Genomic DNA, 24,352 nt, shown 5'->3' with positions numbered 1-24,352 from the left:
ACCTTATGACGGGAGCCGATCAAAATGTCACGCCTGAGATGCCGGGCAATGGGGATGAAGCGGAAACCTACCGCACCCCGCGCTGGCTGATCGGCCTTGTGGCTGTGCTCGGTATCGCCTTTCTGGCGATGCTGTCTGTGATCGTGATCAAGCTGATGAACGGCGAAGGCCCGATGGCGACGCACAAACCGGCGGTGGTGACCGCCATGGCGGATAAGGATACGGCGCTCAAAGGCAAGAAATTGCCGATGGTCGATGCGACCGGGGATTTCAAGGTTGAGCGCCCGGCGGGCTCCAAGCTGGTGTCGAGCGAACTGCATGGCCGGGAGATCATGCTGCATTTCCGGACGCCCGACGGCACCGACACGCTGATTGTCCTCAACCGGATGACCGGCCAGGAAAGCCGGGTCACCATCGCGCCGTGACCATGCTCCGGCTTTCCGGTGCGCACCTGAGCGCCCTTGAAGCCGAGGCCAAACGCGCGGCCCCCCATGAAGCCTGCGCCCTGCTTGTCGGTGTCCGCACGGATGATGCGGTCACCGTCAGCGATATCCATATCAGCCCCAATGTAACGGCAGGGAACCCGGCCCGGATGTTCGAGGTCGATCCCGGCCTGCATCTCCGGCTTCAGCGTCAGGCGCGGGACGGGGGGCTTGCGGTTGTCGGCGTCTGGCACAGCCACCCCGGCGGGGCCGCACGGCCGTCCGCGGAAGACCGGGCCCGGTCGGAAATGGCAGGCTGGTGCTGGCTGATAACCGGCATGTCCGGTAATGTCATGGAAACGCAGGCATTTCTGGCGAAAGAGGACGATGCCCATCAGTTGGAGCCTGTCCCGCTCGTCCTAGTCTGAAGCCAGCTTATCTCCCTATGAAGCCTTACCTGCCTGCGGGTATTTGAAATTGCCTTTCCGGGACCTATAGTCAATCCTGCCAGAACAGTATGGAGGGGAGATAGACGTTGCTCGGACAAATGCAAAATTGGCCGCTTTTGGTGTCCAAATTTCTGGAACATGCGGAGATAAACCACCCACGGCGTGAGATCGTCAGCATGTTGCCGGAAGGCGGACAGTTCCGCTATACCTACGCCGACCATGCGGTGCGGGCGCGCAAGTGTGCGCAGGCGCTGGAACGGCTCGGCATCGGCTTCAGTGACCGGGTGGCGACGCTGGCCTGGAATACCCACAGGCATATGGAACTGTGGTTCGGGGCCGCCGGGATGGGCGCCGTGTGCCACACGGTGAACCCACGGCTGTTCCCTGAACAGCTGGTCTATATCATGAACCATGCCGAGGACCGTATCCTGTGCCTCGATGTTACCTTCGTACCGCTGATCGAGAAGCTGGCGAGCGAGCTTAAGACCATCGAGCATTATGTCATTATGGTCGGCCGGGACCATATGCCCGAAACCAGCCTCCCGAATGTGCTGAGCTATGAAGACTTGATCGACGCGGAAAGCGGCGACTATCGCTGGCCGACCTTCGATGAGAACACGGCGTGCGGTCTTTGTTACACATCCGGAACGACAGGGAACCCGAAAGGCGTTCTTTATTCGCACCGGTCCAATTTCCTGCATACTTTGCTGGCGCTTCAGGGCGATACGCTTTCGATCACCTCCAAGTCGGTGATCCTGCCGGTGGTGCCCATGTTCCACGCCAACGCCTGGGGCATTCCCTATGCGGCCGCGGGGGCGGGCGCCAAGCTGGTCTTCAACGGTCCGCACCATGACCCGGAAACCCTGCATAAGCTGATCATGGAGGAAGGCATCACAGTAACCGCCGCGGTGCCGACCGTCTGGATGGGGATGCTGAAGTATCTTGAAGCCACCGGCAAGGATATGGGCAAGCTGAAGACCGTCACCATCGGCGGCTCGGCAGTGCCGCGCGTGATGATCGACACGTTCCAGCGCAACTATGGTGTCCGCGTGAACCACGCCTGGGGCATGACAGAGACAAGCCCGCTTGGCAGCCTCGGCAGCGAAAACGGTGCGGTTGAAAACCTGTCGGAGAAGGAAAAGCTGGATATCCAGTGCAAGCAGGGCCGGTCTGTCCTTGGCGTTGAGATGACTATCATGGATGATGACGGCAATGTCCTGCCGCGCGACGGCAAAAGCTCGGGCCACCTGATGGTGCGCGGGCCGTGGGTGATCGACACCTATTATAAGGCCGACAAGAACGCTACCGACGCTGATGGCTGGTTTGATACCGGCGATGTCGCCTGCATTGACGAATACGGCTATATGCAGATCACTGACCGCGCCAAGGACGTCATCAAGTCAGGCGGCGAATGGATCAGCTCCATCGACCTTGAAAACGCGGCTGTCGCCCACCCGAAGGTGGCGGAAGCGGCCGTGATCGGCGTCTATCATCCCAAATGGGACGAACGCCCCCTGATGGTCATCGTGACGGAGAAGGGAGAAAGCGTTTCCACCGAGGAGATGCACGCCTTCCTCGAAGACAAGGTCGCCAAATGGTGGCTGCCGGATGACGTGGTGACGGTGGAGGAAATCCCCCATACCGCGACCGGTAAGATTTCCAAGAAATCGCTCCGCGACCAGTTCACCGACTATAAGCTGCCGACCTACTGACGGCTAAGGCAATAAAGTTAGAAGAGGGCGTCCGTGAAGATGGGCGCCCTTTTTATTTGTCCCTCTTCGCGGCCATCCATTTGAGCAGATATTTGACCGGGAAAATCCAGACGATACCGGCGATGAGATAATAGATCACCTGCAGCGCGATGGGGGCGTTTACCAGCAAATCGCCGATGGCTGCTGCCGCAAAGGCATAGGCGCCCAGGCCGATAAGCAGGATCAACATGCCCCAGAAGCTGCGCGGTGACGGACGGGTATCGTTCATGAAGGGTCCTTCTTCTATCTCAGGCGCCTGACGGCGGCGGCCATGCCGATGATGCGGCGGGTTTCCTCCCATAACGGAAGCTTGAGGGCCTCATCAAGGCTGAAAAAGCGGGCGTCGCGGGCATCTGTCCCGGCGGCGAGGTCACCGCCGTCGGCTTCGGCGACGAAATCCACCAGCGTGTAGTGGAAGCGCACGCCGCCATCCCCGTTACGGTCGATGAAATTGACGACATCGAGAAGCGAGCCTAAGCGGATATCGAGCCCGGTTTCTTCCTTGACCTCCCGCACGGCGGTTTCGGCGATGGTTTCGCCCAGTTCCTGCCTGCCGCCCGGGATGCTCCATTCATCCTCCCGCGGGGCCTTGCCGCGGCGGATCAGCAGCACCTCCTGGCCCCGGAACACGACGGCACCGGCGCAGACAATGGGGTAACTGGGGTTTTCTCTTGCACTCGTCATGGGCTTGCTATTTTCTCGTCCCCAACATTTCACTTGGTCGCATAGTGGCGGCCATAAGGACAAGAGGCAAGGTTTCATGTGCGGGCGGTATGTGCTCATCTCCCCGGCGGAGGAAATAAGCGGCAAGCTGGGTGTGGAAGCCCGGCATCCGGTGCCGCCGAGCTATAATATCGCGCCGCGCCAGCCGGTTCTCATCATCCGCCGCGCTGAGACGGGCGGCAAGGAACTGGCTGCCGTCGAATGGGGGCTTATCCCCGAATGGGCCAAGGAGATCGGCGCCAAACCGCTGATTAACGCCCGGGTGGAGACGGTGCAGGTCAAGCCGTCATTCCGCTCCAGCCTCATTCGAAAGCGCTGTCTGGTGCCTGCGGACGGCTGGTATGAATGGCGCACAGAAGGTGGCCGCAAGCAGCCCTATTATGTCACGCCGGTCGGTGGGGGCCCGATGGCCTTCGCCGGTACCTGGGCCACATGGCACGGCCCGGCGGGGGACCATTGGCTGGAAACCATGGCGATCATCACGGGGCCTGCGACCGGCCCGATGCGCTCGCTCCATTCCCGCAAGCCGCTGGTGCTGCGGCCGGAGCAGTATGACGCCTGGCTCGCCCCGCATGACCCGCTGCCGCGCGGCTTTCTGGAAAGTTTCGACTGGATGCCGGAAACCGCATTCCACTGGCACCCTGTGACCCCGCGCATGGGCAATATACAGTATAACGAGCCCGGCTGCCTCGATGCGCCCGAGGATGACCCGCAACCGACCCTGTTTTGAAGGATCCGATATGATCGATTATCTGAACCCCGAAAGCCCGGTTTATATCGAAGGCGGCAAAGCCCTGGGGCGGCTTATCCTCAACCGGCCGGACAAGCGCAACGCCATGTCGGAAGCCATGTGGACCGTGCTGCCGAAGGCGGTGCAGGCGTTGGATGATGACCCGGACGTGCGGGTGATCATCGTTACCTCCTCCAGCGACAAGGCTTTCTCGGCCGGGGCGGACATTGCCGAATTGCAGGCGATTGCGGCGGACCCCAAAAGGCAGGAAAGCAACCGGCTGGCTATCCGCGACGCCCAGCGCACGCTCGCGCGCACGAAAAAGGCGACCATCGCGATGATTTACGGCGCCTGTGTCGGCGGCGGCTGCGGCCTCGCGCTTCACTGCGATTTCCGTTATGCGGCCACAAGCGCCCGCTTCGGCATTACGCCCGCCCGGCTGGGGATCATCTACCCGCTGAGTGACACCAAGCAGCTGATGGACCTGGTGGGCCCCGCGCACGCCAAGTCGCTGCTGTTCACCGGGCGGATCATGGCTGCGGAGGAAGCGCTGGCGATCGGCATGGCGGATGCGCTGTTCGAGGCGGATGAGCTGGCGGCAGAGACCGAAGCCTTCGCCCATCAGATCGCCGCCGCCTCGCAATATTCGGTGCAGGGCATCAAAGCGACGATCCGGCGTATTCTCGATGGCCAGTTGGATGATGACGATGCCAGTGCCGAAATGTTCCGCCGCGCGCACGAAGGCATCGATGCCGCCGAGGGCGTGAGCGCGTTTCTGGAAAAGCGCGCGCCCAAGTTTCCCTGGAACGGGTAAGGCCTCAGGCGCTGGTCAGGTCGTCGGGGCGGAGGTCCCGGAAATCGGGCACCACATAAATCCCCGCGATATGCAGGGCTGAGATCGCGTAAATCAGGGCGCCGCCCGCTGCGGACGACAGGGTCCGGGCGATGCCTGCCGGTAAGATCGAGACGATCAGCCCTTCGATCAACAGGTCCGCGAACATCAGAAGCAGGAAAAGCGCGGAAAGCGAGCCGACAATCGGGCGGATGAACAGCCGCGCGCGTACCCACGCCGAAAACAGTGTCTCCCGGCGGTCCCGGGCTTCGGCGGCGATCGCGAGGTTGGCGGTACCGATGAGCGCCATGGTGATCCAGATCATCGCCATGACGGCGATCATGATCAGGAACGGTCCGAACGGCCCCAGGAAGCTGCCGATCATGGCGGCCAGCGGCATCACGAACAGGATTATCAGCACGGTCATGCCGTGGGCTGCCAGCATGTGCAGGAAACTGCGAACCCCGCGGCGCAGGAAGGCAGGCAGGCCGCCATCGTTGGGAACAAGGCCGCCAGGGGCCGCCGCCCGCGCCCAGGGAACAAGCAGGAAGGTCGCCACCAGGGTCACCATGACCTGCCCCATGAGAAGGGTGGAGGCGCCTTCGTTCAATATCCGGGCTGCTTCCGTCATTGTGCCGCCAGTCTGTTCGGCTTTCTCGAGCGCGGTGAACAGCGCATCCAGCACTTTCGAAGCCGGGGTATAGACGATGCTGGACAGGATGCCGGACAGAAGCCCAAGGAGGATCAGAAGCTCAAGACGGCGCCGTGCCATGGCGAAGGCGCGGGCCATGATGTTGGCGACGGTCGGTGTAACGAAGGTCATTTCTCGGGCTCCTTATTGCCGCCAGTTTACGGGGCGCGCATGCAATTGCAACGCCTGGCGACAATTTGTCTGGTTGCCGTATCGGTTTTGCGGCTATTGAAGGCCGGGCAAATGGCCCTATTGTCAGATGCGCAAACGGAAGGCCGCGCGGGGGATAACGGTGCGGCGCTGATTAAAGGGGAAAGACATGGCCGACAAGGGAAAAGTTATCTGGATCACCGGGGCATCGTCCGGCATTGGCGAGGCGGTGGCTTATGAATTTGCGGCGCGCGGGGCCGTGCTGATCCTGTCGGCCCGGCGGGCGGACGCGCTGGAGCGCGTGCGCGAAGCCTGCATTGCCAAGGGCGCCGCGCCCGAAGATGTGCTCGTGCTGCCGCTCGATGTCACCGATGAAGCCTCCCTCCCGGCCAAGACGGCGGAGGCCAAGGCCTTCAAGGGCCGCATCGACATGCTTTTCAACAATGCCGGTATTTCTCAGCGCTCGCTGTGCGTGGATACCGACATGGCGACCTACCGTAAACTTTTCGAGGTGGATGTCTTCGGCCAGATCGCGCTGACCAAACAGGTGCTGCCGATCATGATCGAGCAGAAAAGCGGCCATATCGCCGTCACCGCCTCGGTCGCCGGCAAGATCGGGGTTGCCAAGCGCACCGGTTACTGCGCGGCCAAGCACGCGATGATGGGCTTTTTCGACGCCCTCAGGACCGAAGTGGCGCAATATGGCATCCGGGTCACCACCGTGACGCCGGGCTTCATCCGCACCGCGATCTCCGAGAATGCCCTCAAGGGCGACGGCAGCCAGTTCGGCGTGGTCGACAAGAATATCGCCGCCGGCATGGATGTGACCGATTGCGCCAAGGTCATCATGAAGGGCTTCGATAGCGGCAAGAAGGAAATCGCCGTCGGCAACGGGCCTGAGATGAAGGCTCTGTGGGTGAAGCGCTTCTTCCCGAACATGCTTTTCAAGATGGTTGAAAAAATGGGCTGAGGGGGGAGTTCCCCCTTCAACCCATTCTGCACCTGGACCTGAGGGCAGGGTAGTCCTCAGTCAGGCGTCGTGCCATGTACCCTCGGCGGGGCGTGGTTTGGCTGGCATAAAGCGCTCCCACCAGCGTTGCTCCGGCCTAGTTGCCGGGCGGGGTACAGGGCGTTCAAATTCAATTTCAGGGATGCCGGACCCGATGTCGATAAACTCGACAGAGGATACTTTCTGGTGGTCGGGCATCAGGCGGTCGTTGATGCGGTCATAGCGGGACCGGTGTTCGTAGGCCGAGCAGGTCACGATATAGCTGGGTGATCCATGCTCATCCGCGAGCGGCAGGTAAATCGATGAAAGCTCAGCGTTTTTGCCTTCGCGCCGGCGCACGGTTTCCCGCATAATCACGCCTGTCGGCTGGTCGAGAATCGCGGAATAGAGCCGGGCGGTATTCTCCCGCGCGGTGGGGGATGTCAGGTCGAAGGCATTGATGCCAGCGATCGGCGCCTGCCACAGCTGGTCGGTGCTCGTCCCGATCATGGAGACCGCGATATCGTAGCGGTCCAGCCGCTTCATCAGCGCCAGCCTGGGCAGATATTCCCTCAGCTCGCTCGGATGCAGGGCCGCTCTTGCAGGAATGATCGCCCCGACCTCCCGGGGCAAAGCCTGCCAGTAATGAAGCAATTGTTCCAATACACCGGACACAGGCATGATCCGCCTCCTCTCGCCACGACTTGGAACCCTCAGGTGGAAAGCATGGGCGGGTTTTCTGGCGGATTCAAGACAAGCTTGCTGACCTAATTTTGGCCCGCTTTTTGCCGTTCCTCAAATACCTGAATCTGTTGCGTGATTCCGTCAGCCAGATCGTTCGGGATCGGAAAGGTCAGGGCATATTGCGCGATGCGCCACTGGCCATTTTCTCGAATCAGTGTCCCTGTGCTGCGGCAGGCGCCGAATTTCACGTTGGTGAGGCTTTCATCGAACCAGGCGCTGTTGCCGTCGTCCGAGAACACCACATGGCGGCCGGTCACCTTGTAGGTCCAGCCCTTGGTGGCCGTGGCGTAATGCTTGAATTCATCCTTGGTCCAGCGCTCGGACGCGTCGGTGCCGATGAAGACGCCCTTCTTGGCCATCAGGCTGAAATAGGTGTCCCAGTCGGCCTGTTCGGCGGCGATATGAAAACGGTCCAGCGTGCTCGCCGCCGCTTTGGCATCATCGTCAGCCTGCGCCACGGACAAGGGGGCAAGCAGCATCAGGATCAGAAAGGCAAAACGCATTTTCATGGGACACTTCCTTCCTTTAAGGCCTTACCGGGTTTCCTGTATCTCCCCGGATTTGAGCCGTGCAAGATAGCTTTTGAGGTCACGCTTCAGCTCCGGCGCCATCAGGTAGATGCCGATGATGTTCGGCACCGCCATCAGGAAGAACAGGCTGTTCATCAGCGTGTAAACCTCCCCAAGCGTGAAGACAGCGCCGGGGATGATGGCCGCGCAATAGACGGTTTTATAGATCGTCATCGACCGGGCGGAGCCACCGAAGATGAACTCCCAGATTTTGCTGCAATAATAGCCCCAGCTGATGATGGTCGAAAAGCCGAACAGGAAGGCGGCAACCGCCAGCACGGCCGGGAACCAGCTGATGACGGTGGCGAAGGCCGAGGCTGTCAGCGACACACCTTCGATACCGTCCGCGCCCTTGTATACGCCGGAGATGACGATCACCAGCGCGGTCATGGTGCAGATGACGACGGTATCGATGAAGGGTTCCATCAGCGCGACCATGCCCTCGGACATGGGCTCATTGGTCTTGGCGGCGGCATGCGCCATGGTGGCGGAGCCGAGGCCCGCTTCGGTCGAATAAACCGCCCGCTGCATACCGATCACGATCACACCGACGACGCCGCCCGCCACGCCTTCGGGGGTGAAGGCGCCGTGGAAGATGGTCACGAACGCGGCAGGGACTTGCCCGATGTTGCCGAGGATGATGACGAGCGCGGCCGAGATATAGATGAAGGCCATCAGGGGCACGAGCCGGGATGTCACTTTGGCGATCGACTGGATGCCGCCGATGATGATGACGGCGGTGAGCGCGGCGAGCGCGATCCCGAAGCCCCACTGGTAGCCGACACCGTCAATGCCGGTGACGACGGTCAGCGATTCATAAATCTGGTTGACGGTGGCGATCTGGAGCAGCGACGGCAGTGCCAGAAGCGCATAGGTCCAGCCGAGGATCGTCCCGGTTTTCTTCCAGCCGCGCGCGGCCAGCCCGCGTTTGAGATAATGCATCGGCCCGCCGGAGACCGTGCCGTCCGCATGGACCACACGGTATTTCACCCCGAGCGTACATTCCGAGAATTTGAGCGTCATGGCGCAGAGGCCGATCAGGATCATCCAGAAGGTCGCGCCGGGCCCGCCGAGCGAAATGGCGGCGGCGACACCGGCGATGTTGCCGAGGCCGACCGTGCCCGAAAGCGCGGTCGACAGTGCCTGAAACTGGGTGACTTCGCCGTCGGCTGACGGGTCGTGATAATGGCCGCTGCCGACTTTCCAGGCGCGGCGGAAGCTGTTCAGGTTCACGAAGCCGAAATAGATGGTGAGGAGCAGCATGGGCGCGCCCATCCACACCACGATCGGCTTCACGCTGGCGCCGAACATATCGACATTCATGAAGACGATGCTGTCCAGCCAGTGAATGAAGCCGACCAGCATGTCGATAAAGCCGCCACGGTCTTCCGCCGCGGCGTTTGAGGCCTCCTGTGCGGTGGCCTGTCCGCCGATGATCAAAGCAGCCGATGCCGCCAGCATGAAACGCTTGAGCGTATGCACGAAAACTCCCCCGAAAACTCACTTCCATACGTTGGCCCCGAGCTTAGGGGAGGGGGCGATTAAGGGGAAGCTTAAAGTTTACTGTTGCCGGGAGCGTATGGCTTGCATCCCCATCATTTTCCTATTCTGAAATAGCGAAGGTGAAGCAATATTTCATGCCGCTTACACTGACAGCCTGACCATCCTTAACAATAGGTTCGTAGCGGAATTTTTTCATGGCCTTCAAGGCGGGTTTAATGAATGCCTTGTCACCTCCATGATCAATGAGTGTGGGGTGTTTGACCTTGCCTTTCTCATTAAGGGTGAAGGAAACGAGTACCCAACCTTCTTGATGAGCTTTTAATGCTGAAAGGGGGAAAGCAGGCGGTGCCGACCGGATCAGTTTAAGCGAAGCTGGAGGATTAGCCTGCAAAGCGTGGCATTCTTCTTGAGCTTCTTTGTGCGACAATTTTTCTTGGGCCGGGGTGCTGTCAGCTGACATTGCGTAAGCTGGCTGAATCGCCGCAATGATGAAAATAGCAAGCAGGGCCGATGAAAATTTCTTCCGCATGTAAATGCCTCCAGATTTAGAAACTATAATTCATACTTTTGGTTTCAGGGCGCATGTATGGTTTTGAACCTCTACATGACGCAGGACATGGCTGCCGGTGACAATTTCAGGATCGTATTCAGGAAACCAATCGAAAATGTATGTGACATTCTCGGCAGGAGCGGGCTTCCCATCTTGGATCAGGGGCAGATAGCGTAATTGGTGCGCTGCCTCTCGCCCCCCCAGTCGGTACCCTTAAGACTTGAGGGTGCAACTGCTCACCTGTTTGGTTTTTTTGCGCATGTAGATGCTGTTGTTTTTGCCCACCACTTTATGAATGGTCCAGTCCATAATATAGGTGACATTATCGGTGGCGACGGTCTGTCCGCTTTCATATTTGGGGATGTAGCGTATCCTCGGAGACAGCTCGAGCGCCTCTTGCTTGTATTGGGGAGACCCTTGAGAGCCGACAATTTTCGGGTTGGTGGCAAGGCCGTCCGGACCGACGGTAAAGGAAAGTTTGACGCAGCCGCCCCAAGTGGCACCGGCAAATTCCATCCCGCTGCCGCCCGAGGCCCCAGGCCCCCACTGCGCTGTATGTTTGGGTGCAGAAAGCTTGGGCATATAAATTGGTTGGTACTGGTGTGGGTCCAGTCTCAGGTAACGAGCGGCTTCCATGATATAGGGTGTCGCCATTTCTGCGCGATTGGTTTTGTCGAGGAGTTGCGTGAGGCCGACGAGGATATCGACCCGTTGGGACAGATTTTTATGTGTATCATTCCAGCCCAGGGCCTCTAGCAAATTGATATAGGCATGGTCGAGGCGGCTGTTACGGTCGATAGAGCGCAGGCCTGCTTTGACTAGCTTGGCTGCTTTGTGGGCGTCCAAACCCTGGCCATAAGCCTTGGCAGCTGCGGTGGTTTCGTCATCCCAAGGCTCGAATGCGCGTTGGGCCGTTTCCAGATAATGTTCGGCGGCTTTGTGCGTGGCTTTGGTGTTTTGTTCCTTAGCGGCAGATATATAGGCTGCTTTCGCTGCTTCATAGGCCCGAAGCTGGTCGTCTGTTGCAGCGCTGACCGCTTGGCTCAAGCTTAAGCTAATGAAAATAGTAGTATAAATGAAACGCATGAATTCCCCCTAAGTACGAAAGGGGCATTATGCTTTTGGTTGATGTGAGATCAACCCTTAACTGTTTATTTTTCGCCGAAGCGGGGCATCAGTTCGATGAAGTTGCAGGGACGATAGCGGTTGTCGAGCTGGGTGACGAGGATTTTGTCCCAGGCGTCCTTGCAGGCGCCGGTGGAGCCGGGAAGCGCGAACAGCAGCGTGGTGCCCGCGAGGCCCGCAGTGGCCCGGCTCTGGATCGTGCTGGTGCCGATGGTCTCAAAGCTCAGCATCCGGAACAGTTCCCCGAAACCGGGGATCGGTTTGGTATAAAGCGCTTCGAAGGCTTCGGGCGTGACGTCCCGGCCGGTGATGCCGGTGCCGCCGGTGGCGATAACCACCTGAATGTCAGGGCTTTTCACCCATGCTTCAAGCTGGGCGCGGATGGTGGCGACGTCATCCTTGACGATCGTGCGGTCGGCGAGTGTATGGCCCGCGTCCGTTAGCCGGTCCACCAGTGTCTGGCCGGATTTGTCATCTTCCAGCGTGCGGGTGTCCGAGATCGTCATCACCGCGATCTTTGCTGGGATGAAGGGGCGGTTTTCGTCAATTCCGGGCATTGATGTTGGCCTCCTGGCTGGCGGTGTGGGTCAGCGCGCGCTGGACGGCGTCATCTGTTTCCGGCGTGTCCATCTGTTCGAGCGTCGGCCAGGCACCGGAGGCGACGGCATCGAGGCTCGGCGTTTCCTGCCCCAGCCGCATCCGGTAAAGCCACAGGTTGGCCATGACCTTTTCGACATAGGACCGGGTTTCATAAAAGCCGATGGATTCGATGAACAGAAGCGGGTCCTGCCCGTAGGTGACTTCCTTGCGCCAGCTCATCAGGCTGCCGGGGCCGCCGTTATAGGCCGCCAGCGCCATGAAGAGGTTGCCTTCGACATAGTCGGCATCCAGGAGATATTCGATGTAATTCTGGCCGAGCGCCATGTTGAACTCCGGCTCATACAGCCGGTGGCGGTTGCGGCGCAGGAGCCGGTTCGCATGGCCGCGGCTGATATAGCGCGCGGTTGCGGGCATCACCTGCATCAGGCCGCCGGCACCGGCGTGGCTACGCGCCCGGATGCGGAAATCGCTCTCCTTCTTCACCATGGCGAAGATGAGGGCACGGTCAACCGTGAAGCCGCCTGCGGGCTCCCAGTCCGGCAGCGGATAGCGTACGGCGGTGGAGGACGGCTTGCCGGTGCCGCCCGCGCGGCCCAGGCGGATCTGGATTGCGGGCAGGTTCAGGTAGGCGGCGAGCGCCAGCAGGTCATCCTGCACCGAAGTACCTTCTCGGCCCCACAGCAGGCGAAGCTCCTCGTCGGCGATATCATCCCGGCCGATTTCAGTGAGCGCGATGGCGCGGCGGACCGCCGGGTGCTTGATCAGGCGGTCGGCGGCGTCCCGGGTCAGTTCCGGCACGGTCCAGTCGATATCCGGCTTGATGCCGAGCTGGCGGCAGGCGATCAGGCCATAGAAGGTTTCGACGTAGGTGCAGGCTTCCTGCAGATGCTGGTCCGACTGCGCAGGGTGCCCAAGGCGAAGTGCGGTACGCGCGGCCCAGAAATGGCCCGCGGCGGTCAGCCAGTCGCCCGCGCGTTCGGAGACGCTGACATAATTGAAATGGGTATAGGCCTTCTTGAGGTCACCCTCGCGCCAGGAGGCAAGACCGGCGATCCAGTCGTTGCCGGGTTCGATCTCGCGGGCATAGTTGGCGCCCAGGGTGCCGAGGATCAGCGCCTTGTCGTCATTGTCGTCATAATAATAGCTGGCGGAAATCCGCTCCAGCGCTTCGGCCTTTTCGTAAGGCACCAGGAGGCCGCGGGCATTCATGGCCCAGAAGCGTTTTTCGGCCCGTTCCGGCTGCCCCTTGCGGACATAATAGCGGACATTGGCGAAAAAGCGCGAAACCGCGCGGGTTTCCAGCACGCTTCGGTGGGGCAGCGGCGGTTTTTGCGGGGCCGATTGGCCGGTCACGCCCGGATAGCGGGTGTCGGTCGGGCGTCTCGGGGCATGGGCATGGCCCTGGCGTTTGCGTGCCAGGTTATAGACCTGCCAGGCGCCGGGCAGGTCGGCATAATGTTTCATCCAGGCCGCCAGCTCGCTATAGCGGGCACGGTAGCCGGTCGGGTGCATCAGCCGCTGGAATTCCACATGGCCCATCAGGATCTTGTCGTGAAGCTTGCGGATAAGCCGGTCGGCTTCATGCCATTTGGCCTTTTCCTGCACCTCGAAGATCTTGCGGTAAAGCTTGATGTCATGCTCGCTCAGCACACCGGGCAGCACATCGCCGGGCTGGACATTGGGCTGTTCCTTGGCCCATGCGGGCTGGGTTGGCATAACGGGGAACATCAGCCCCGCAATGACAAGTCCAGTACCGACCAGGCGGCTGAGGGGGCGGAAAAAGCGAGCGATACTCATCACTGGGCAAGCTTCTCTTTGACTGACAGAAGGTCACGCCAGGCGAAGCCTTTAAGATGCGGCTGCCTGAGCAGATATGCAGGGTGATACGCAGGCAATGCGGCGATTTTCTGACCGCCGATCTCAAGCTCGCGCCATTTGCCCCTGAGCCGGGTGATGCCGTCTTCGCTGCCCAGAAGCGCCTTGGCGGGGACACCGCCCAGCATCAGCACCACCTTGGGCTTTGCAAGCTCGATATGGCGGCGGATGAACGGCAGGCACATGGTGATGATGGCCTGGTCCGGCGTGCGGTTGCCCAAGGGGCGCCACGGCACGATGTTGGAGATATAGGCGTTTTCAGTCCGGTCGAACCCGGCGGCGTTCAGCATCCTGTCCAGAAGTTGGCCGGAGACACCGACAAAGGGTTTGCCTTCCCGGTCCTCATCCGCGCCGGGGGCTTCCCCGACGATCATCAAGGGCGCGCCGGGCACGCCGTCGGCAAACACGGTATTCTTGGCCTGGCGCTTGAGGTTGCCGCCGTCAAAGGCCCCCAAGGCGGCTTCCAGTTCCTCCAGCGTGTTGCAGGCGGCTGCGGCTTGCTCAGCCGCGGCTTGCCCGGCGCCTTCGACCGGTTGAACCGGCTTGGCGGCAACGGGCTTCAGGGCCGGTTTCTGGCTTTGGGAGGACACACGGGCAGACAGAGCGCCCTTGGTGGCGGGCGCTTCAGGGGCAGGCGCCGAGAAACGGTCAACCGGCGTCTCATCAACGGCTTCGTCCACCCCCATGGCGACATGCCAGGCAAGCAGGGTCTGCGGGTCCAGGTTTTCCGCCAGCTGTGAGGTCATCAATATCCGCTTCTTTTGTACGCCAGGACCCCACTATATAGGGGCATCCGTAAAAAATGCATTTAATTTTTGACGCTTATTGGCCCCATGCCGGGCTCTCCGGGGGGGAGGCTTACGTAACGGCCCGCAAGCTTTCCCGTCTTGTCCGTATCTTGTGCAGTGCGGCAAGCGTTTGACCTTTCGCGCGCGCGCAGGCATAAACACTTGAAAATCACGGTCTCCGGCCCAGTTTCGGGGGTAAGCCCGGGGTGAAAGCCCATGGGCAGGAGACATACGGGAAGTTTGAAGGAGTGGCGCATGGAACGCGAATCCATGGAATTTGACGTAGTGATCGTAGGCGGCGGCCCGGCGGGCCTTTCGGCAGCGATCAGGCTGATGCAGATGGCCCAGGAAAAAGGCCAGGAACTGATGGTCTGCGTGATCGAGAAGGGCTCCGAGATTGGGGCGCATATCCTCTCGGGCGCTGTCGTCGACCCCATCGCGCTCAACGAACTGATCCCGGACTGGAAAGAAAAGGGCGCGCCGATGAACGTGCCGGTCACCGACAACCAGCATTGGGTGCTGACGGAAACCGGTCACAAATCGCTGCCGCACTTCATCATGCCGCCGTTCCTGTCGAACAATGGCATGTACACCCTGTCGCTGGGCAATCTCACCCGCTGGCTGGCCGAACAGGCCGAAGCGCTGGGTGTTGAAATCTACCCGGGCTTCGCGGGTGCCGAGGTGCTGTATCATGAAGACGGCCGTGTCAAAGGTGTCGCCACTGGTGACATGGGTGTCGCGCGCGACGGCAGCCACAAGGACAGCTACACGCCGGGCATGGAGCTCCACGCCAAATATACCCTGTTCGCCGAAGGTTGCCGCGGCTCGCTCACCAAGCAGCTCGAGGCCAAGTATGACCTGCGCTCGAACAGCGAACACCAGACCTACGGTATCGGCATCAAGGAACTGTGGGATATCGACCCCGCGAAGCACGTGCCGGGCCGGGTGATCCACACCCAGGGCTGGCCGCTCGGCAACACTGCGGGTGGCGGCTTCATCTACCACCAGGAAAACAACCAGGTCGCCATCGGTTTCGTGGTAACGCTGGATTATGAAAACCCGTACCTGTCGCCGTTCGACGAAATGCAGCGCTTCAAAACGCACCCGGAAGTCAGGAAGATCCTCGAAGGCGGCCGCCGTGTGGCCTATGGCGCGCGGGCAATCAACGAAGGCGGGCTCCAGTCCGTGCCGCAGCTTCACTTCCCGGGCGGCGCCGTTATCGGCTGTGCCGCAGGGTTCGTGAACGTACCGCGGATCAAGGGTAGCCATAACGCCATGAAGTCCGGCATGTTGGCTGCGGAAGCCGCGTTCGACGCCATCGTGGCCGGTTCGAACGGTGAGGTCGAGCTGACCTCCTATGAAGAAGCCTTCAAGAAAAGCTGGATTTACAAGGATCTCTACAAGGTCCGGAACGCCCGACCCGCGCTCGCCAAATTCGGCGCCAAGTGGGGCACGCTCTATGCCGGTTTCGACATGTGGATGAACGCGCTTGGCCTCGGCGGTTTGATGCCGACCCTCAAGCACGGCCACAAGGATAACGAAGCCACCAAAAAGGCGAAGGACTGCAAGCCGATCAACTATCCGAAGCCGGATGGTGTCATCAGCTTTGACAAGCTGACCTCCGTGTTCCTGTCGAACACCAACCATGAGGAAGACCAGCCCTGCCACCTTCAGCTGAAGGACCCAGACGTGCCGGTGAAGGTGAACCTGGCCGAATATGCCGGCCCCGAGCAGCGCTTCTGCCCGGCGGGTGTGTATGAATTTGTCGGCGACGGTGAAAAGCAGCTGCAGATCAACGCGCAAAACTGTGTTCACTGCAAAACCTGTGATATTAAGGATATTACGCAGAATATCACATGGGTGGTTCCGGAAGGCGGCGGCGGACCGAACTATCCGAACATGTAAAGAGTTAGGCATACCGCTTACATGAAAAAACTATGGACGGTTTTGACGGCACTGGCCGTCGGCGCTTGTGCGACCGGCGGTCATACCGATGCTCCTGCACCGGTGGTCGCCCCGCTCCATAGCGATTTTACCCAATCCTATGCAAAGGGCAGCGAATACGGCCCCTTCCTGGCCGCCACACTGGCGCAGGAAAGCGACGAACATGCGCGCGCCGCTCATTATTACATGGAGGCCCTGAAGGCCGACCCCACCAGCCGGTTTGTGGCAGAGAGGGCCTTTTACCAGCTTCTCTATGCCGGCAGGGTTGGTGAAGCCGCCAAGCTTGCTGAGGGGCTTATTGTGGGCGCGGCCGACCAGCAGGACGACCTTCTGCAGCTGACCTATGTCCTGGAAGCCTACAAACGCGGGGACTGGCAGGCGGTTCGTGAGCGGTTGACCAATCAGCCGAAATTCGGCTTTGGCTTTATTCTGAAGCCGCTGTTCACGGCCTGGAGCTATGCCGCGGAAGGGAATGAAGGTGCCGCGCGCACGGCCCTCAAGCCCTTGATTGCAGACCCGCGCCTGAAAACGATCGGCGAGGAAAACCTCGCCTATATTCTCGATCACCTTAACCAGTATGACGCGGCCGGGAAGGTCTACCGCACTCTTATCGACGGCGACAAGGCCAGCTCGATGCAGGCGATGATCGCCTATGCCCATATGCTGTACCGGTCGGGACAGAAGGATAAGGCCAGGGCCTTCCTCTCGGAAAAGTCCAAAATTTATGCGAACAGCCAGCTTTTGTTGCGGGAAGCCGTCAATATCCTGTCGGCGGAGGCGCCAAGCCTGGATACGACGACCCCTGATGGGGCTGCGACGGCGGTCTTCTTCCGCCTGGCGCGCGAATTTGCCCACAGCAGGTCCCCACGGGCCGCGATCATTTATTTGCGCCTGGCAGCCTATCTGGCGCCGGGAAATGCCGAGATTTCAGTCATGCTGGGGGATCTGTTCCAGCAAACCGATGACGCGCATGATGCCGCAGCGGCCTACGCTGCGGTTTCGCCTTCCAGTTCGCTGCGCCGCCTGGCGGATATCCGCCGCATAGAAGCGCTTGAGGCAGCAGGACACGCGGACAAGGCGGAAGAGGAAGCCCGGCGGCTATTGAAGGAAAAGCCGGATGACCCCGCGCGTCTTACCCTGCTTGCCAACGTCCTGCGCGGGCGGGAAAACTACGCCGAGGCTGCGGAGCGCTATAGCCAGGTGGTCGACCTTCTGGGCAAGCCGGACGCGAACGACTGGTTCATCTTTTTCTCCCGCGGGGTTTGCTACGAACGCTTGAAGGACTGGCAGAAGGCCGAAGGCGACATGCTGGCGGCCCTAAAGCTCAACCCCGGGGAAGCTAGCGTGCTCAATTACCTGGGCTATAGCTGGATCGACCGCGGTGTCCACATCGAAGAAGCCAAGATGCTGATCGCCAAGGCGGCAAAGGAACGCCCGAACGACGGCTTCATTATCGACAGTTTCGGCTGGGTCCATTATCTGACCGGCGATTACCCGAAGGCGGTGGAGCTTCTGGAGAAAGCCGTGCGGCTGGAACCTGACGACCCGACGATCAACGACCATCTGGGTGATGCTTACTGGCGGGTCGGCCGCAGGCTGGAGGCCCGCTTCCAGTGGCGCCATGCCCTGACAGGCAAGCCGGATGAGAAGGATGTGCAGACGATCCAGCATAAGCTGGCTTACGGTCTGCCCGATGTTCCCTGACCATGGCTGAGGAAGCTGCCCTCCATATAACCGCCCCTGCGAAGGTCAACCTGTTCCTGCATGTCACGGGCAGGCGGGCGGACGGCTACCACGCGCTTGAAAGCCTGTTTGTCTTCACCCGCAAAGGCGATGAGCTTGTCCTGACACCGGCGGATGATCTGGGTTTCAGCCTGGCGGGGCCGTTCGCGCCGCGGCTTCGGGCGCTTGGCGGCGACGGCGAGGGCAACCTGGTCGTGCGCGCCGCACGGGCCTTGGCCGACGCGGCAGGGCGCGCGCCTTCCGTGCATATCGAGCTTATCAAGACCCTGCCGGTGGAAGCGGGGATCGGCGGCGGGTCGGCCGATGCTGCTGCCGTGCTTCTGGGGCTGAACGATCTTTGGGGGCTGGGCTGGTCCAAGGATAAGCTTGCGGAAATTGCCCTGACGCTAGGCGCCGATGTGCCCGCGTGCCTCTACCAGGAGCCGCTTTACGTGACCGGGATCGGTGAAACGGTCCGCCGCGTGACCTTGCCCTGGACCGGGGCGCTGCTTCTGGTGAACCCGGGCTCGGGCAGTGCGACACCGGCGGTCTTCAAAGCCTACAAGGCGGCGGGCACGGCCTTCGATGCCCCGCTTGGGTTGCCTGAAGACGCCTGGCAAAGCCCGGATAGCCTGAAGGCGGACAGCCATAACAGCCTTGAGGCTGCGGCGCTCAGCCTGAATCCGGCTATCGCCGAGGTGCTTGCGGTCCTGTGCGAGGAGAAGGCCGCACGGCTTGTGCGCATGTCCGGCAGCGGGGCGACCTGTTTCGCGCTTTTTGACAGCCTCAAGGATGCCGAAGCCGCCGCAGATAGGCTGAAGGCAGCGCACCCGGCCTGGTGGGTGATGGCGGATGAGATCGCGCTTTAAAGGCCGTGATACTGCCGGAACCAGTCAACAAAACGCGGTAGCCCGACCTGCAGGGGCGTTGACGGCTTGAAGCCAAGGTCTTTCTGGATCGCGGTGATGTCAGCGTAGGTTGCCTTCACGTCCCCCGGCTGCATGGGCAGGAATTCCTTCACCGCTTCCTGGCCGAGCGCCCCTTCGAGAATGCCGATCATGTCCAGAAGCTGCTCTGGCTCATTATTGCCGATATTGTAAACCGTATGCGGCGCCGTGCTGCCGAAGGTGTGCAGGCGGCCGTCATCCCGGGGCGGCTTGTTGAGCGCGGCCACAATCCCGGCGACCACATCGCCGATATAGGTGAAATCACGGGCCATGTCGCCGTGATTGAACACCTTGATCGGGCGGCCGTTCAGGATGGCGTCCGTGAACAGCCAGATGGCCATGTCCGGGCGGCCCCACGGGCCATAAACCGTGAAGAAACGGAAGCCGGTTTGCGGCAGGCGGTAGAGGTGGGCGTAGCTCTGGCTCAGCAGCTCATCGGCGCGCTTGGTGGCGGCATAAAGCGACACGGGCGTGTCCGTCCGGTCATCGAGCGCGAAGGGCAGCTTGGTGTTGCCGCCATAGACGCTGCTGGAGCTGGCATAAAGCAGATGGTCGACCGTGTCGCTGTGGCGGCAATATTCCAGAATGTTGGCGTGGCCAACCAGGTTGGACTGGATATAGGCCATGGGATTGTCGATCGAATAACGCACACCCGCCTGGGCGCCCAGGTGAATCACCTGGGTGATGGTGTGGCCCGCCAGCGCCTCATCCAGTGCTTTGGCGTTGGCGAAATCAAGCTGGTGAAAATGGAAGCCGGATTCGGGCTCGATGGCATCAAGCCGTGCCTTCTTGAGGGCCGGGGAATAATAATCATTCAGGTTGTCGATGCCGACAACCTCATGACCGCGGGCCAGGAGTGCCTTGGAAACATGGAAGCCGATAAAGCCTGCGGCGCCTGTAATCAGAATGGCCATTATTGTCCTTTCACCTCTTTGAGAAACACTAACTTATGGCTGTGTCTCTGCAAGGATTTTGTCAGTGTGTTGAAGGATTTATGACTGTGAACTCAAAAACCGAAAAAAAGCGAGAAAAAGGTCTTTACTTGGTTGAGAGCTTCTACTAAAACCGCGCCACGAACCAGTTGGGGCGTCGCCAAGCGGTAAGGCACCGGTTTTTGGTATCGGCATTCGCAGGTTCGATCCCTGCCGCCCCAGCCAGTTCGCCCTTTCCCAGAAAATATATCTAACCATTTGGTTTCAAACACTGTTGCTGTGTTTGGCTGTCAGTATAGGTTTGCCGTCGGTCCGTGCGCGAAATGAAAACGCCCGCCCGGATAAGGGGCAGGCGTTTTTATGGTATCAGCGGGCTGAAACGCGTTTAGGTGACAGCACCGCGCGCGCTATATTTCGGGTCGCGCCAGGCTTCGGTTTCCAGAATATCCTCCAGAATCTCGACCGCACGGTAGACGTCCTCAAAGCCGAGATAAAGCGGTGTGAAGCCGAAGCGCATATGGTCGGGCGCGCGGAAGTCACCGATGACACCCCGGTCGATCAGCGCCTGCATGACAGCATAGCCGTTATCGCCCTTGAGGGAGACATGGCTGCCGCGGATGCGCGGGTTCTCAGGCGTGACCACCTTATAGCCGAAGCGGGCAAGCCGTTCGCGGCTGAGCGCGATAAACAGGTCACCGAGCGCCACGGATTTCCGGCGGATGGTTTCCATATCCGCGCCGTTGAAGGCATCGAGCGCGGCGTCGAGCGCGGAGGCGCCGATCACCGGCGGCGTGCCGACGAGCATCCGGCGCACATCATCCGCGGGATCGAAATCATCGACAAACTCAAACGGCGCCTTGTGGCCAAACCAGCCGCTCAGCGGTTGGCGCGCAGTCTTGAGGTGCTTGTCCGCGACATAGACGAAGGCAGGCGCCCCGGGGCCGCCGTTCAGGTATTTATAGCCGCAGCCGACCGCGAAGTCGGCGCCTGAGGTCGCCAGTTCAAGCGGCACGGCCCCGGCCGAATGGCTGAGGTCCCACGCCATCAGGGCGCCGTTCTCATGTGCGAGCTCGGTCATCGCCTTCATGTCATACATGTCGGCGGTGACATAATGGACATGGGTCAGGAGCACGACGGCGGTGTTTTCATCGATCGCGTCGCCGATCTCACCGCGCGGGACGGTCCGAAGCTTATAGTCGGGGCCGAGGAAGTCGGTGAGGCCCTGCATCATGTAAAGGTCGGTCGGGAAATTGCCGGGTTCGGACAGGATTTCCGTGCGGCCGGGGTTCAGCTTGCACGCCGCGGCGGCAACCTTGAACAGGTTGACGGACGTGCTGTCCGCCATCACAACCTGATGCGCGCCGGCGCCTACGAGCGGGGCGATTTTCGCGCCCACCCGGGTCGGCAGATTCACCCAGTCGGCGGTGTTCCAGCTTTTGATCAGGTCATTGCGCCATTCGTGCGCGATGACCTTCTGCACGCGCTCCGCCACGCCTTTCGGCAGCGGGCCTAGGCTGTTGCCGTCCAGGTAGATCACGCCTTCAGGCAGGTCGAAACGGTCCCGGCAATGGGCGAGTGGGTCGGCGGCATCCTGGCCGCGGCACCAGTCGAGGTCGGTCGGGATCATGAAAGGCTCCTTAGTATGGCACGGACGGGGCTGCCGTCGGCGCCGGCGATCTTGAGGGGGAGGGCGATAAGCTCGTAAGCGCCTTCGGGCACATCATCGAGCACAAGGCCTTCGAGGATGGCCATTCCGGCGGCATCAACCGCGAAGTGGGCGTCCAGCGTTTTAGACTCTTGTGGGTCGAGCGACGGCACATCGAGGCCGATCAGCTTGCAGCCGCGGTCCGCCAGGAAGCGGATGGCGTCCGGGCTCATGGCCGGGAAGGCCGGGTCCCAACCCTCATGCGGGAAGGATTTGAACAGTTTCAAGAGCACGCGCTCGGCACTGTCGGGCAGGGCCGCCAGATGTTCAGGCCGCACCAGGTCCGTCACCTCGTCTGACAGGTCCATCACCACGGCGGGGCCGATATAGGCCTCAAGGGCGGTGTTCGCGCTATCGACACCCTTGTCGTCAAAATGCAGGCGTGCGTCGGCGTGGCTGCCGGTGTGGGTGGACATGGAAATCTCGCTGACATTGACCGGGCAGCCGGGCTCGATCTCCCCATGCTCAATCTCCCAGGTGCGGGTAAGCTGGAATTCCCGGTCCCCCGGCCATACCGGGATGCCGGGCCTGATCGTCTGGCTGATGTCGTAGATCTTGGTCACATCCGTGTCCTTGCAGTCCAAAGCTCGGGGAAGAAGCGCAGGTCGAGCGCTTTGACGAGGTAGGAAACCCCCGCGGTGCCACCGGTGCCGCGCTTGTAGCCGATGATGCGCTCAACCGTTTTCATATGGGCAAAGCGCCATTGGTGGAAATGATGCTCAAGGTCGACCAGTTTTTCGGCAAGCTCATACAGGTCCCAGTATTTCTGGGTGTCCTTGTAGATGGCAAGCCAGGCATCTTCCACTTCCTTGCTGGCGACGTATGGTTCGCGCCATTTGCGCTCAAGCTTGTCAGCCGGGATGTCGAACCCACGGCGTGCCAGCAGCTGCAGGCACAGGTCGTAAAAGCTCGGCTGGTCGAGCACATCCTGCAGGTGACCATAGCGCTCAGGCACCGCCTTGTGGGCTTCGGCCATTTTGGCGTTCTTGTTGCCGAGGCGGTATTCGATCTCGCGGTACTGGAAGCTCTGGAAGCCGGAGCTTTGGCCCAGGTCGTCCCGGAAGGCGGCATAGTCAGCCGGGGTGAGGGTGGAAAGGATTTCCCACGACTGCTGCATGTTGGCCTGCACCCGGGCGACGCGCGACAGCATCTTGAACACGGGGCCGAGGTCGTCATCCTTGAGGTGCTGCATCGCCGCGCCCAGTTCATGGATGCAGAGTTTCATCCACAGCTCGGACGCCTGGTGGATAATGATAAACAGCATCTCATCATGCTTGCCGGACAGCGGCTTCTGGCACTTCAGGAGGGCATCAAGCTGCAGGTAGGAGCCGTAGCTCATATCCTGTTGCCAGTGGATGTCCTTGTCTTCACTCGTCAGATCGACCGACGTTTTGGGCGATTGGTTGCTGGTCATGGGGCCTGTCCCTCCGGCTTTTTGAAATCCGGACTATTATTTTAGTCCTAAACTAACTGCAGGATAACGCTTTTGGGAGGCTATATCAAATGATCAATTTGCGCGAGGTCTGCGTGCGGGCAAGGGGTCAGGTGGCGACGTCGACGGCGGTGGCGACAACGCCAACCGTGGTCTTGGCGGCTTTGGTGGCAACCTTCACCGGCACGGTGACGACAGCACAGCCGGATACCGTGATCAGGACGACGGCAAGCGCGAGCATTTTAGCCATTTCAAAGCCTTTCTATTGACCACTTCCCTCGTGCCACGGCGCAGGTGTAGGCGGCAAGCCTTTAATTTCATTGCGGTCAATATAGTTAATAGCTGTGATTAGGGCGCCACAAAGGCAGCCGTGGCCGAGAGGCGTGACTTGCCTGATGGCTCTGCCGCCGCTAGGGTGCGCGTCCAAGGTTTGCCGGTGACCCGGCTGAGGTAAGGATAGGCGGAATGCTCAAGGCCCAGATCGTGCCGGTAACGGCTTTTTCCCAGAATTGCAGCATCATCTGGTGCGATGAGACCATGGAAGGCGCGCTTGTCGACCCGGGCGGGGATGTGGACCGCCTGCTGGAAGTCGTCGACAAGCTCGGCGTCAAGCTGACCAAGATCCTGCTGACCCATGGGCACCTGGACCATGCGGGCGGTGCCGCTGACATCAAGGAAAAGCTGGGGCTGCCAATCATCGGGCCGCACAAGGACGATAAATTCTGGCTTGACCAGATCGAGGACAATGCCGCGCGCTATGGTATGGCGGGCCTCCGGAACTGTACGCCGGACCAGTGGCTGGACGACGGCGATGAGGTCACGGTCGGCAATGTCACGCTTCAGGTGCTGCACACACCCGGCCACACGCCGGGTCATGTGGTTTTCTATGAAGGCAACCACAAGGTTGCCTTTGTCGGCGACGTGATCTTCAAGGGCTCGATCGGCCGGACAGATTTCCCGCGCGGCGACATGCCGACACTGGTCAAATCCATCACCGGCAAGCTGTGGCCTCTTGGTCCGGACGTGACCTTCGTGCCTGGACATGGGCCACTGTCCACCTTCGGCGCCGAGCGTCAGAGCAACCCGTTCGTAGGCGACGCCGTGCTGACATCAGCCATGCGTTGAGCCTTATTCGCCTATAAGGTCTAGCCTTCAGAATCCGCCTTCGGTATAAGGGGGT

The 24,352-nt window shown here is 60.6% G+C and carries 26 protein-coding genes and 1 tRNA gene; 11 read left to right on the top strand and 16 right to left on the bottom strand.

All coding sequences use genetic code 11. From position 1 onward, the window contains the following. The first annotated feature begins 5 nt into the window (after window positions 1–5). From K6118_RS00765 to K6118_RS00755, 3 genes are all read left to right on the top strand, one after another. Window positions 6–425, top strand: coding sequence for a hypothetical protein (locus tag K6118_RS00765; RefSeq protein WP_247118215.1), 420 nt, complete (start codon window positions 6–8; stop codon window positions 423–425). Window positions 426–427: 2 nt separating this feature from the next. Further along, a complete protein-coding gene (locus K6118_RS00760; protein ID WP_247118747.1) occupies window positions 428–850 on the top strand; it encodes a M67 family metallopeptidase in 423 nt (140 codons plus the stop codon). A gap of 119 nt (window positions 851–969) precedes the next feature. Beyond that, complete coding sequence (locus K6118_RS00755; protein WP_281500541.1) at window positions 970–2,583, top strand: long-chain fatty acid--CoA ligase; 1,614 nt, start codon at window positions 970–972, stop codon at window positions 2,581–2,583. A 52-nt stretch (window positions 2,584–2,635) separates the two neighbouring features. Here K6118_RS00755 and K6118_RS00750 read toward each other — a convergent pair whose 3' ends face one another. After that, window positions 2,636–2,851, bottom strand: a complete 216-nt coding sequence (locus K6118_RS00750; RefSeq protein WP_247118213.1) for a DUF2842 domain-containing protein — start codon at window positions 2,849–2,851, stop codon at window positions 2,636–2,638. 14 nt (window positions 2,852–2,865) lie between these two features. Then, complete coding sequence (locus tag K6118_RS00745; RefSeq protein WP_247118212.1) at window positions 2,866–3,306, bottom strand: NUDIX hydrolase; 441 nt, start codon at window positions 3,304–3,306, stop codon at window positions 2,866–2,868. 76 nt (window positions 3,307–3,382) lie between these two features. On the opposite strand from K6118_RS00745, the gene K6118_RS00740 reads away from it, so the two are divergent. Then, a complete protein-coding gene (locus K6118_RS00740) occupies window positions 3,383–4,075 on the top strand; it encodes an SOS response-associated peptidase (protein ID WP_247118211.1) in 693 nt (230 codons plus the stop codon). A gap of 10 nt (window positions 4,076–4,085) precedes the next feature. Continuing rightward, window positions 4,086–4,889: an enoyl-CoA hydratase/isomerase family protein gene (locus tag K6118_RS00735; RefSeq protein WP_247118210.1), complete on the top strand. Its 804-nt coding sequence runs from the start codon at window positions 4,086–4,088 to the stop codon at window positions 4,887–4,889. Between the two features lie 4 nt (window positions 4,890–4,893). Here the strand turns inward: K6118_RS00735 and K6118_RS00730 are convergent, their stop codons facing one another. Beyond that, entirely contained in the window at window positions 4,894–5,730 is an 837-nt protein-coding gene (locus K6118_RS00730; RefSeq protein WP_247118209.1) for a hypothetical protein, read from the bottom strand. 187 nt (window positions 5,731–5,917) lie between these two features. Between K6118_RS00730 and K6118_RS00725 the strand changes: the two genes are divergently transcribed. Beyond that, the gene (locus K6118_RS00725; protein WP_247118208.1) at window positions 5,918–6,718 is read left to right on the top strand and encodes an SDR family oxidoreductase; all 801 of its coding nucleotides are present in this window, start codon (window positions 5,918–5,920) and stop codon (window positions 6,716–6,718) included. Between the two features lie 60 nt (window positions 6,719–6,778). Here the strand turns inward: K6118_RS00725 and K6118_RS00720 are convergent, their stop codons facing one another. The 8 genes from K6118_RS00720 to K6118_RS00685 form a co-directional block, all read right to left on the bottom strand. Further along, window positions 6,779–7,417, bottom strand: coding sequence for a PAS domain-containing protein (locus K6118_RS00720; protein WP_247118207.1), 639 nt, complete (start codon window positions 7,415–7,417; stop codon window positions 6,779–6,781). Window positions 7,418–7,503: 86 nt separating this feature from the next. Next, window positions 7,504–7,989 (bottom strand): nuclear transport factor 2 family protein, encoded by a 486-nt coding sequence (locus tag K6118_RS00715; protein ID WP_247118206.1) that lies wholly within the window; start codon window positions 7,987–7,989, stop codon window positions 7,504–7,506. 24 nt (window positions 7,990–8,013) lie between these two features. Continuing rightward, window positions 8,014–9,531, bottom strand: a complete 1,518-nt coding sequence (locus K6118_RS00710; RefSeq protein WP_247118205.1) for an alanine/glycine:cation symporter family protein — start codon at window positions 9,529–9,531, stop codon at window positions 8,014–8,016. A gap of 121 nt (window positions 9,532–9,652) precedes the next feature. Next, complete coding sequence (locus K6118_RS00705; RefSeq protein WP_247118204.1) at window positions 9,653–10,081, bottom strand: energy transducer TonB; 429 nt, start codon at window positions 10,079–10,081, stop codon at window positions 9,653–9,655. A gap of 234 nt (window positions 10,082–10,315) precedes the next feature. Further along, a complete protein-coding gene (locus tag K6118_RS00700) occupies window positions 10,316–11,188 on the bottom strand; it encodes an energy transducer TonB (RefSeq protein WP_247118203.1) in 873 nt (290 codons plus the stop codon). 65 nt (window positions 11,189–11,253) lie between these two features. After that, window positions 11,254–11,784 (bottom strand): molybdenum cofactor biosynthesis protein B, encoded by a 531-nt coding sequence (gene moaB, locus K6118_RS00695; protein ID WP_247118202.1) that lies wholly within the window; start codon window positions 11,782–11,784, stop codon window positions 11,254–11,256. Continuing rightward, window positions 11,771–13,624 carry a lytic transglycosylase domain-containing protein gene (locus tag K6118_RS00690; RefSeq protein WP_247118746.1) on the bottom strand — a complete coding sequence of 618 codons (1,854 nt, stop codon included), beginning with the start codon at window positions 13,622–13,624 and terminating at the stop codon, window positions 11,771–11,773. Before K6118_RS00690 ends, moaB begins: the two co-directional genes overlap by 14 nt. Further along, window positions 13,624–14,448 carry a uracil-DNA glycosylase gene (locus tag K6118_RS00685; protein WP_247118201.1) on the bottom strand — a complete coding sequence of 275 codons (825 nt, stop codon included), beginning with the start codon at window positions 14,446–14,448 and terminating at the stop codon, window positions 13,624–13,626. The genes K6118_RS00690 and K6118_RS00685 overlap by 1 nt, the downstream gene beginning before the upstream one ends. 297 nt (window positions 14,449–14,745) lie before the next feature. On the opposite strand from K6118_RS00685, the gene K6118_RS00680 reads away from it, so the two are divergent. From K6118_RS00680 to K6118_RS00670, 3 genes are read left to right on the top strand one after another with little or no spacing between them, the layout of a single operon-like run. Further along, entirely contained in the window at window positions 14,746–16,395 is a 1,650-nt protein-coding gene (locus tag K6118_RS00680; protein ID WP_247118200.1) for an electron transfer flavoprotein-ubiquinone oxidoreductase, read from the top strand. Between the two features lie 21 nt (window positions 16,396–16,416). Continuing rightward, the gene (locus K6118_RS00675; protein ID WP_247118199.1) at window positions 16,417–18,138 is read left to right on the top strand and encodes a tetratricopeptide repeat protein; all 1,722 of its coding nucleotides are present in this window, start codon (window positions 16,417–16,419) and stop codon (window positions 18,136–18,138) included. Between the two features lie 2 nt (window positions 18,139–18,140). Next, complete coding sequence (locus K6118_RS00670; protein WP_247118198.1) at window positions 18,141–19,025, top strand: 4-(cytidine 5'-diphospho)-2-C-methyl-D-erythritol kinase; 885 nt, start codon at window positions 18,141–18,143, stop codon at window positions 19,023–19,025. Here the strand turns inward: K6118_RS00670 and K6118_RS00665 are convergent. Further along, the gene (locus K6118_RS00665) at window positions 19,022–20,017 is read right to left on the bottom strand and encodes an NAD-dependent epimerase/dehydratase family protein (protein WP_247118197.1); all 996 of its coding nucleotides are present in this window, start codon (window positions 20,015–20,017) and stop codon (window positions 19,022–19,024) included. The two genes, K6118_RS00670 and K6118_RS00665, sit on opposite strands and share 4 nt — an antisense overlap. A 168-nt stretch (window positions 20,018–20,185) precedes the next feature. Between K6118_RS00665 and K6118_RS00660 the strand changes: the two genes are divergently transcribed. After that, window positions 20,186–20,260: transfer RNA gene (locus tag K6118_RS00660), tRNA-Gln, on the top strand. 160 nt (window positions 20,261–20,420) lie between these two features. Here K6118_RS00660 and kynU read toward each other — a convergent pair. The 4 genes from kynU to K6118_RS00640 form a co-directional block, all read right to left on the bottom strand. Beyond that, on the bottom strand, window positions 20,421–21,662 hold the full coding sequence (gene kynU, locus K6118_RS00655; RefSeq protein WP_247118196.1) for a kynureninase: 1,242 nt from the start codon (window positions 21,660–21,662) through the stop codon (window positions 20,421–20,423). Further along, window positions 21,659–22,303, bottom strand: a complete 645-nt coding sequence (kynB, locus tag K6118_RS00650; protein ID WP_247118195.1) for an arylformamidase — start codon at window positions 22,301–22,303, stop codon at window positions 21,659–21,661. Before kynB ends, kynU begins: the two co-directional genes overlap by 4 nt. Then, entirely contained in the window at window positions 22,300–23,154 is an 855-nt protein-coding gene (gene kynA, locus K6118_RS00645; protein ID WP_247118194.1) for a tryptophan 2,3-dioxygenase, read from the bottom strand. The genes kynB and kynA overlap by 4 nt, the downstream gene beginning before the upstream one ends. Window positions 23,155–23,281: 127 nt before the next feature. Beyond that, window positions 23,282–23,422, bottom strand: coding sequence for a hypothetical protein (locus tag K6118_RS00640; RefSeq protein ID WP_247118193.1), 141 nt, complete (start codon window positions 23,420–23,422; stop codon window positions 23,282–23,284). A 215-nt stretch (window positions 23,423–23,637) separates the two neighbouring features. On the opposite strand from K6118_RS00640, the gene K6118_RS00635 reads away from it, so the two are divergent. Further along, window positions 23,638–24,297 (top strand): MBL fold metallo-hydrolase, encoded by a 660-nt coding sequence (locus K6118_RS00635; RefSeq protein ID WP_247118192.1) that lies wholly within the window; start codon window positions 23,638–23,640, stop codon window positions 24,295–24,297. Window positions 24,298–24,352 lie beyond the last annotated feature (55 nt).

It is taken from the genome of Kordiimonas marina, assembly GCF_023006325.1.
In the GTDB taxonomy this organism is placed as follows: domain Bacteria; phylum Pseudomonadota; class Alphaproteobacteria; order Sphingomonadales; family Kordiimonadaceae; genus Kordiimonas; species Kordiimonas marina.
Note: the sequence above shows the minus strand (reverse complement) of the source record. Positions and strands in the feature narration are given on the sequence as shown.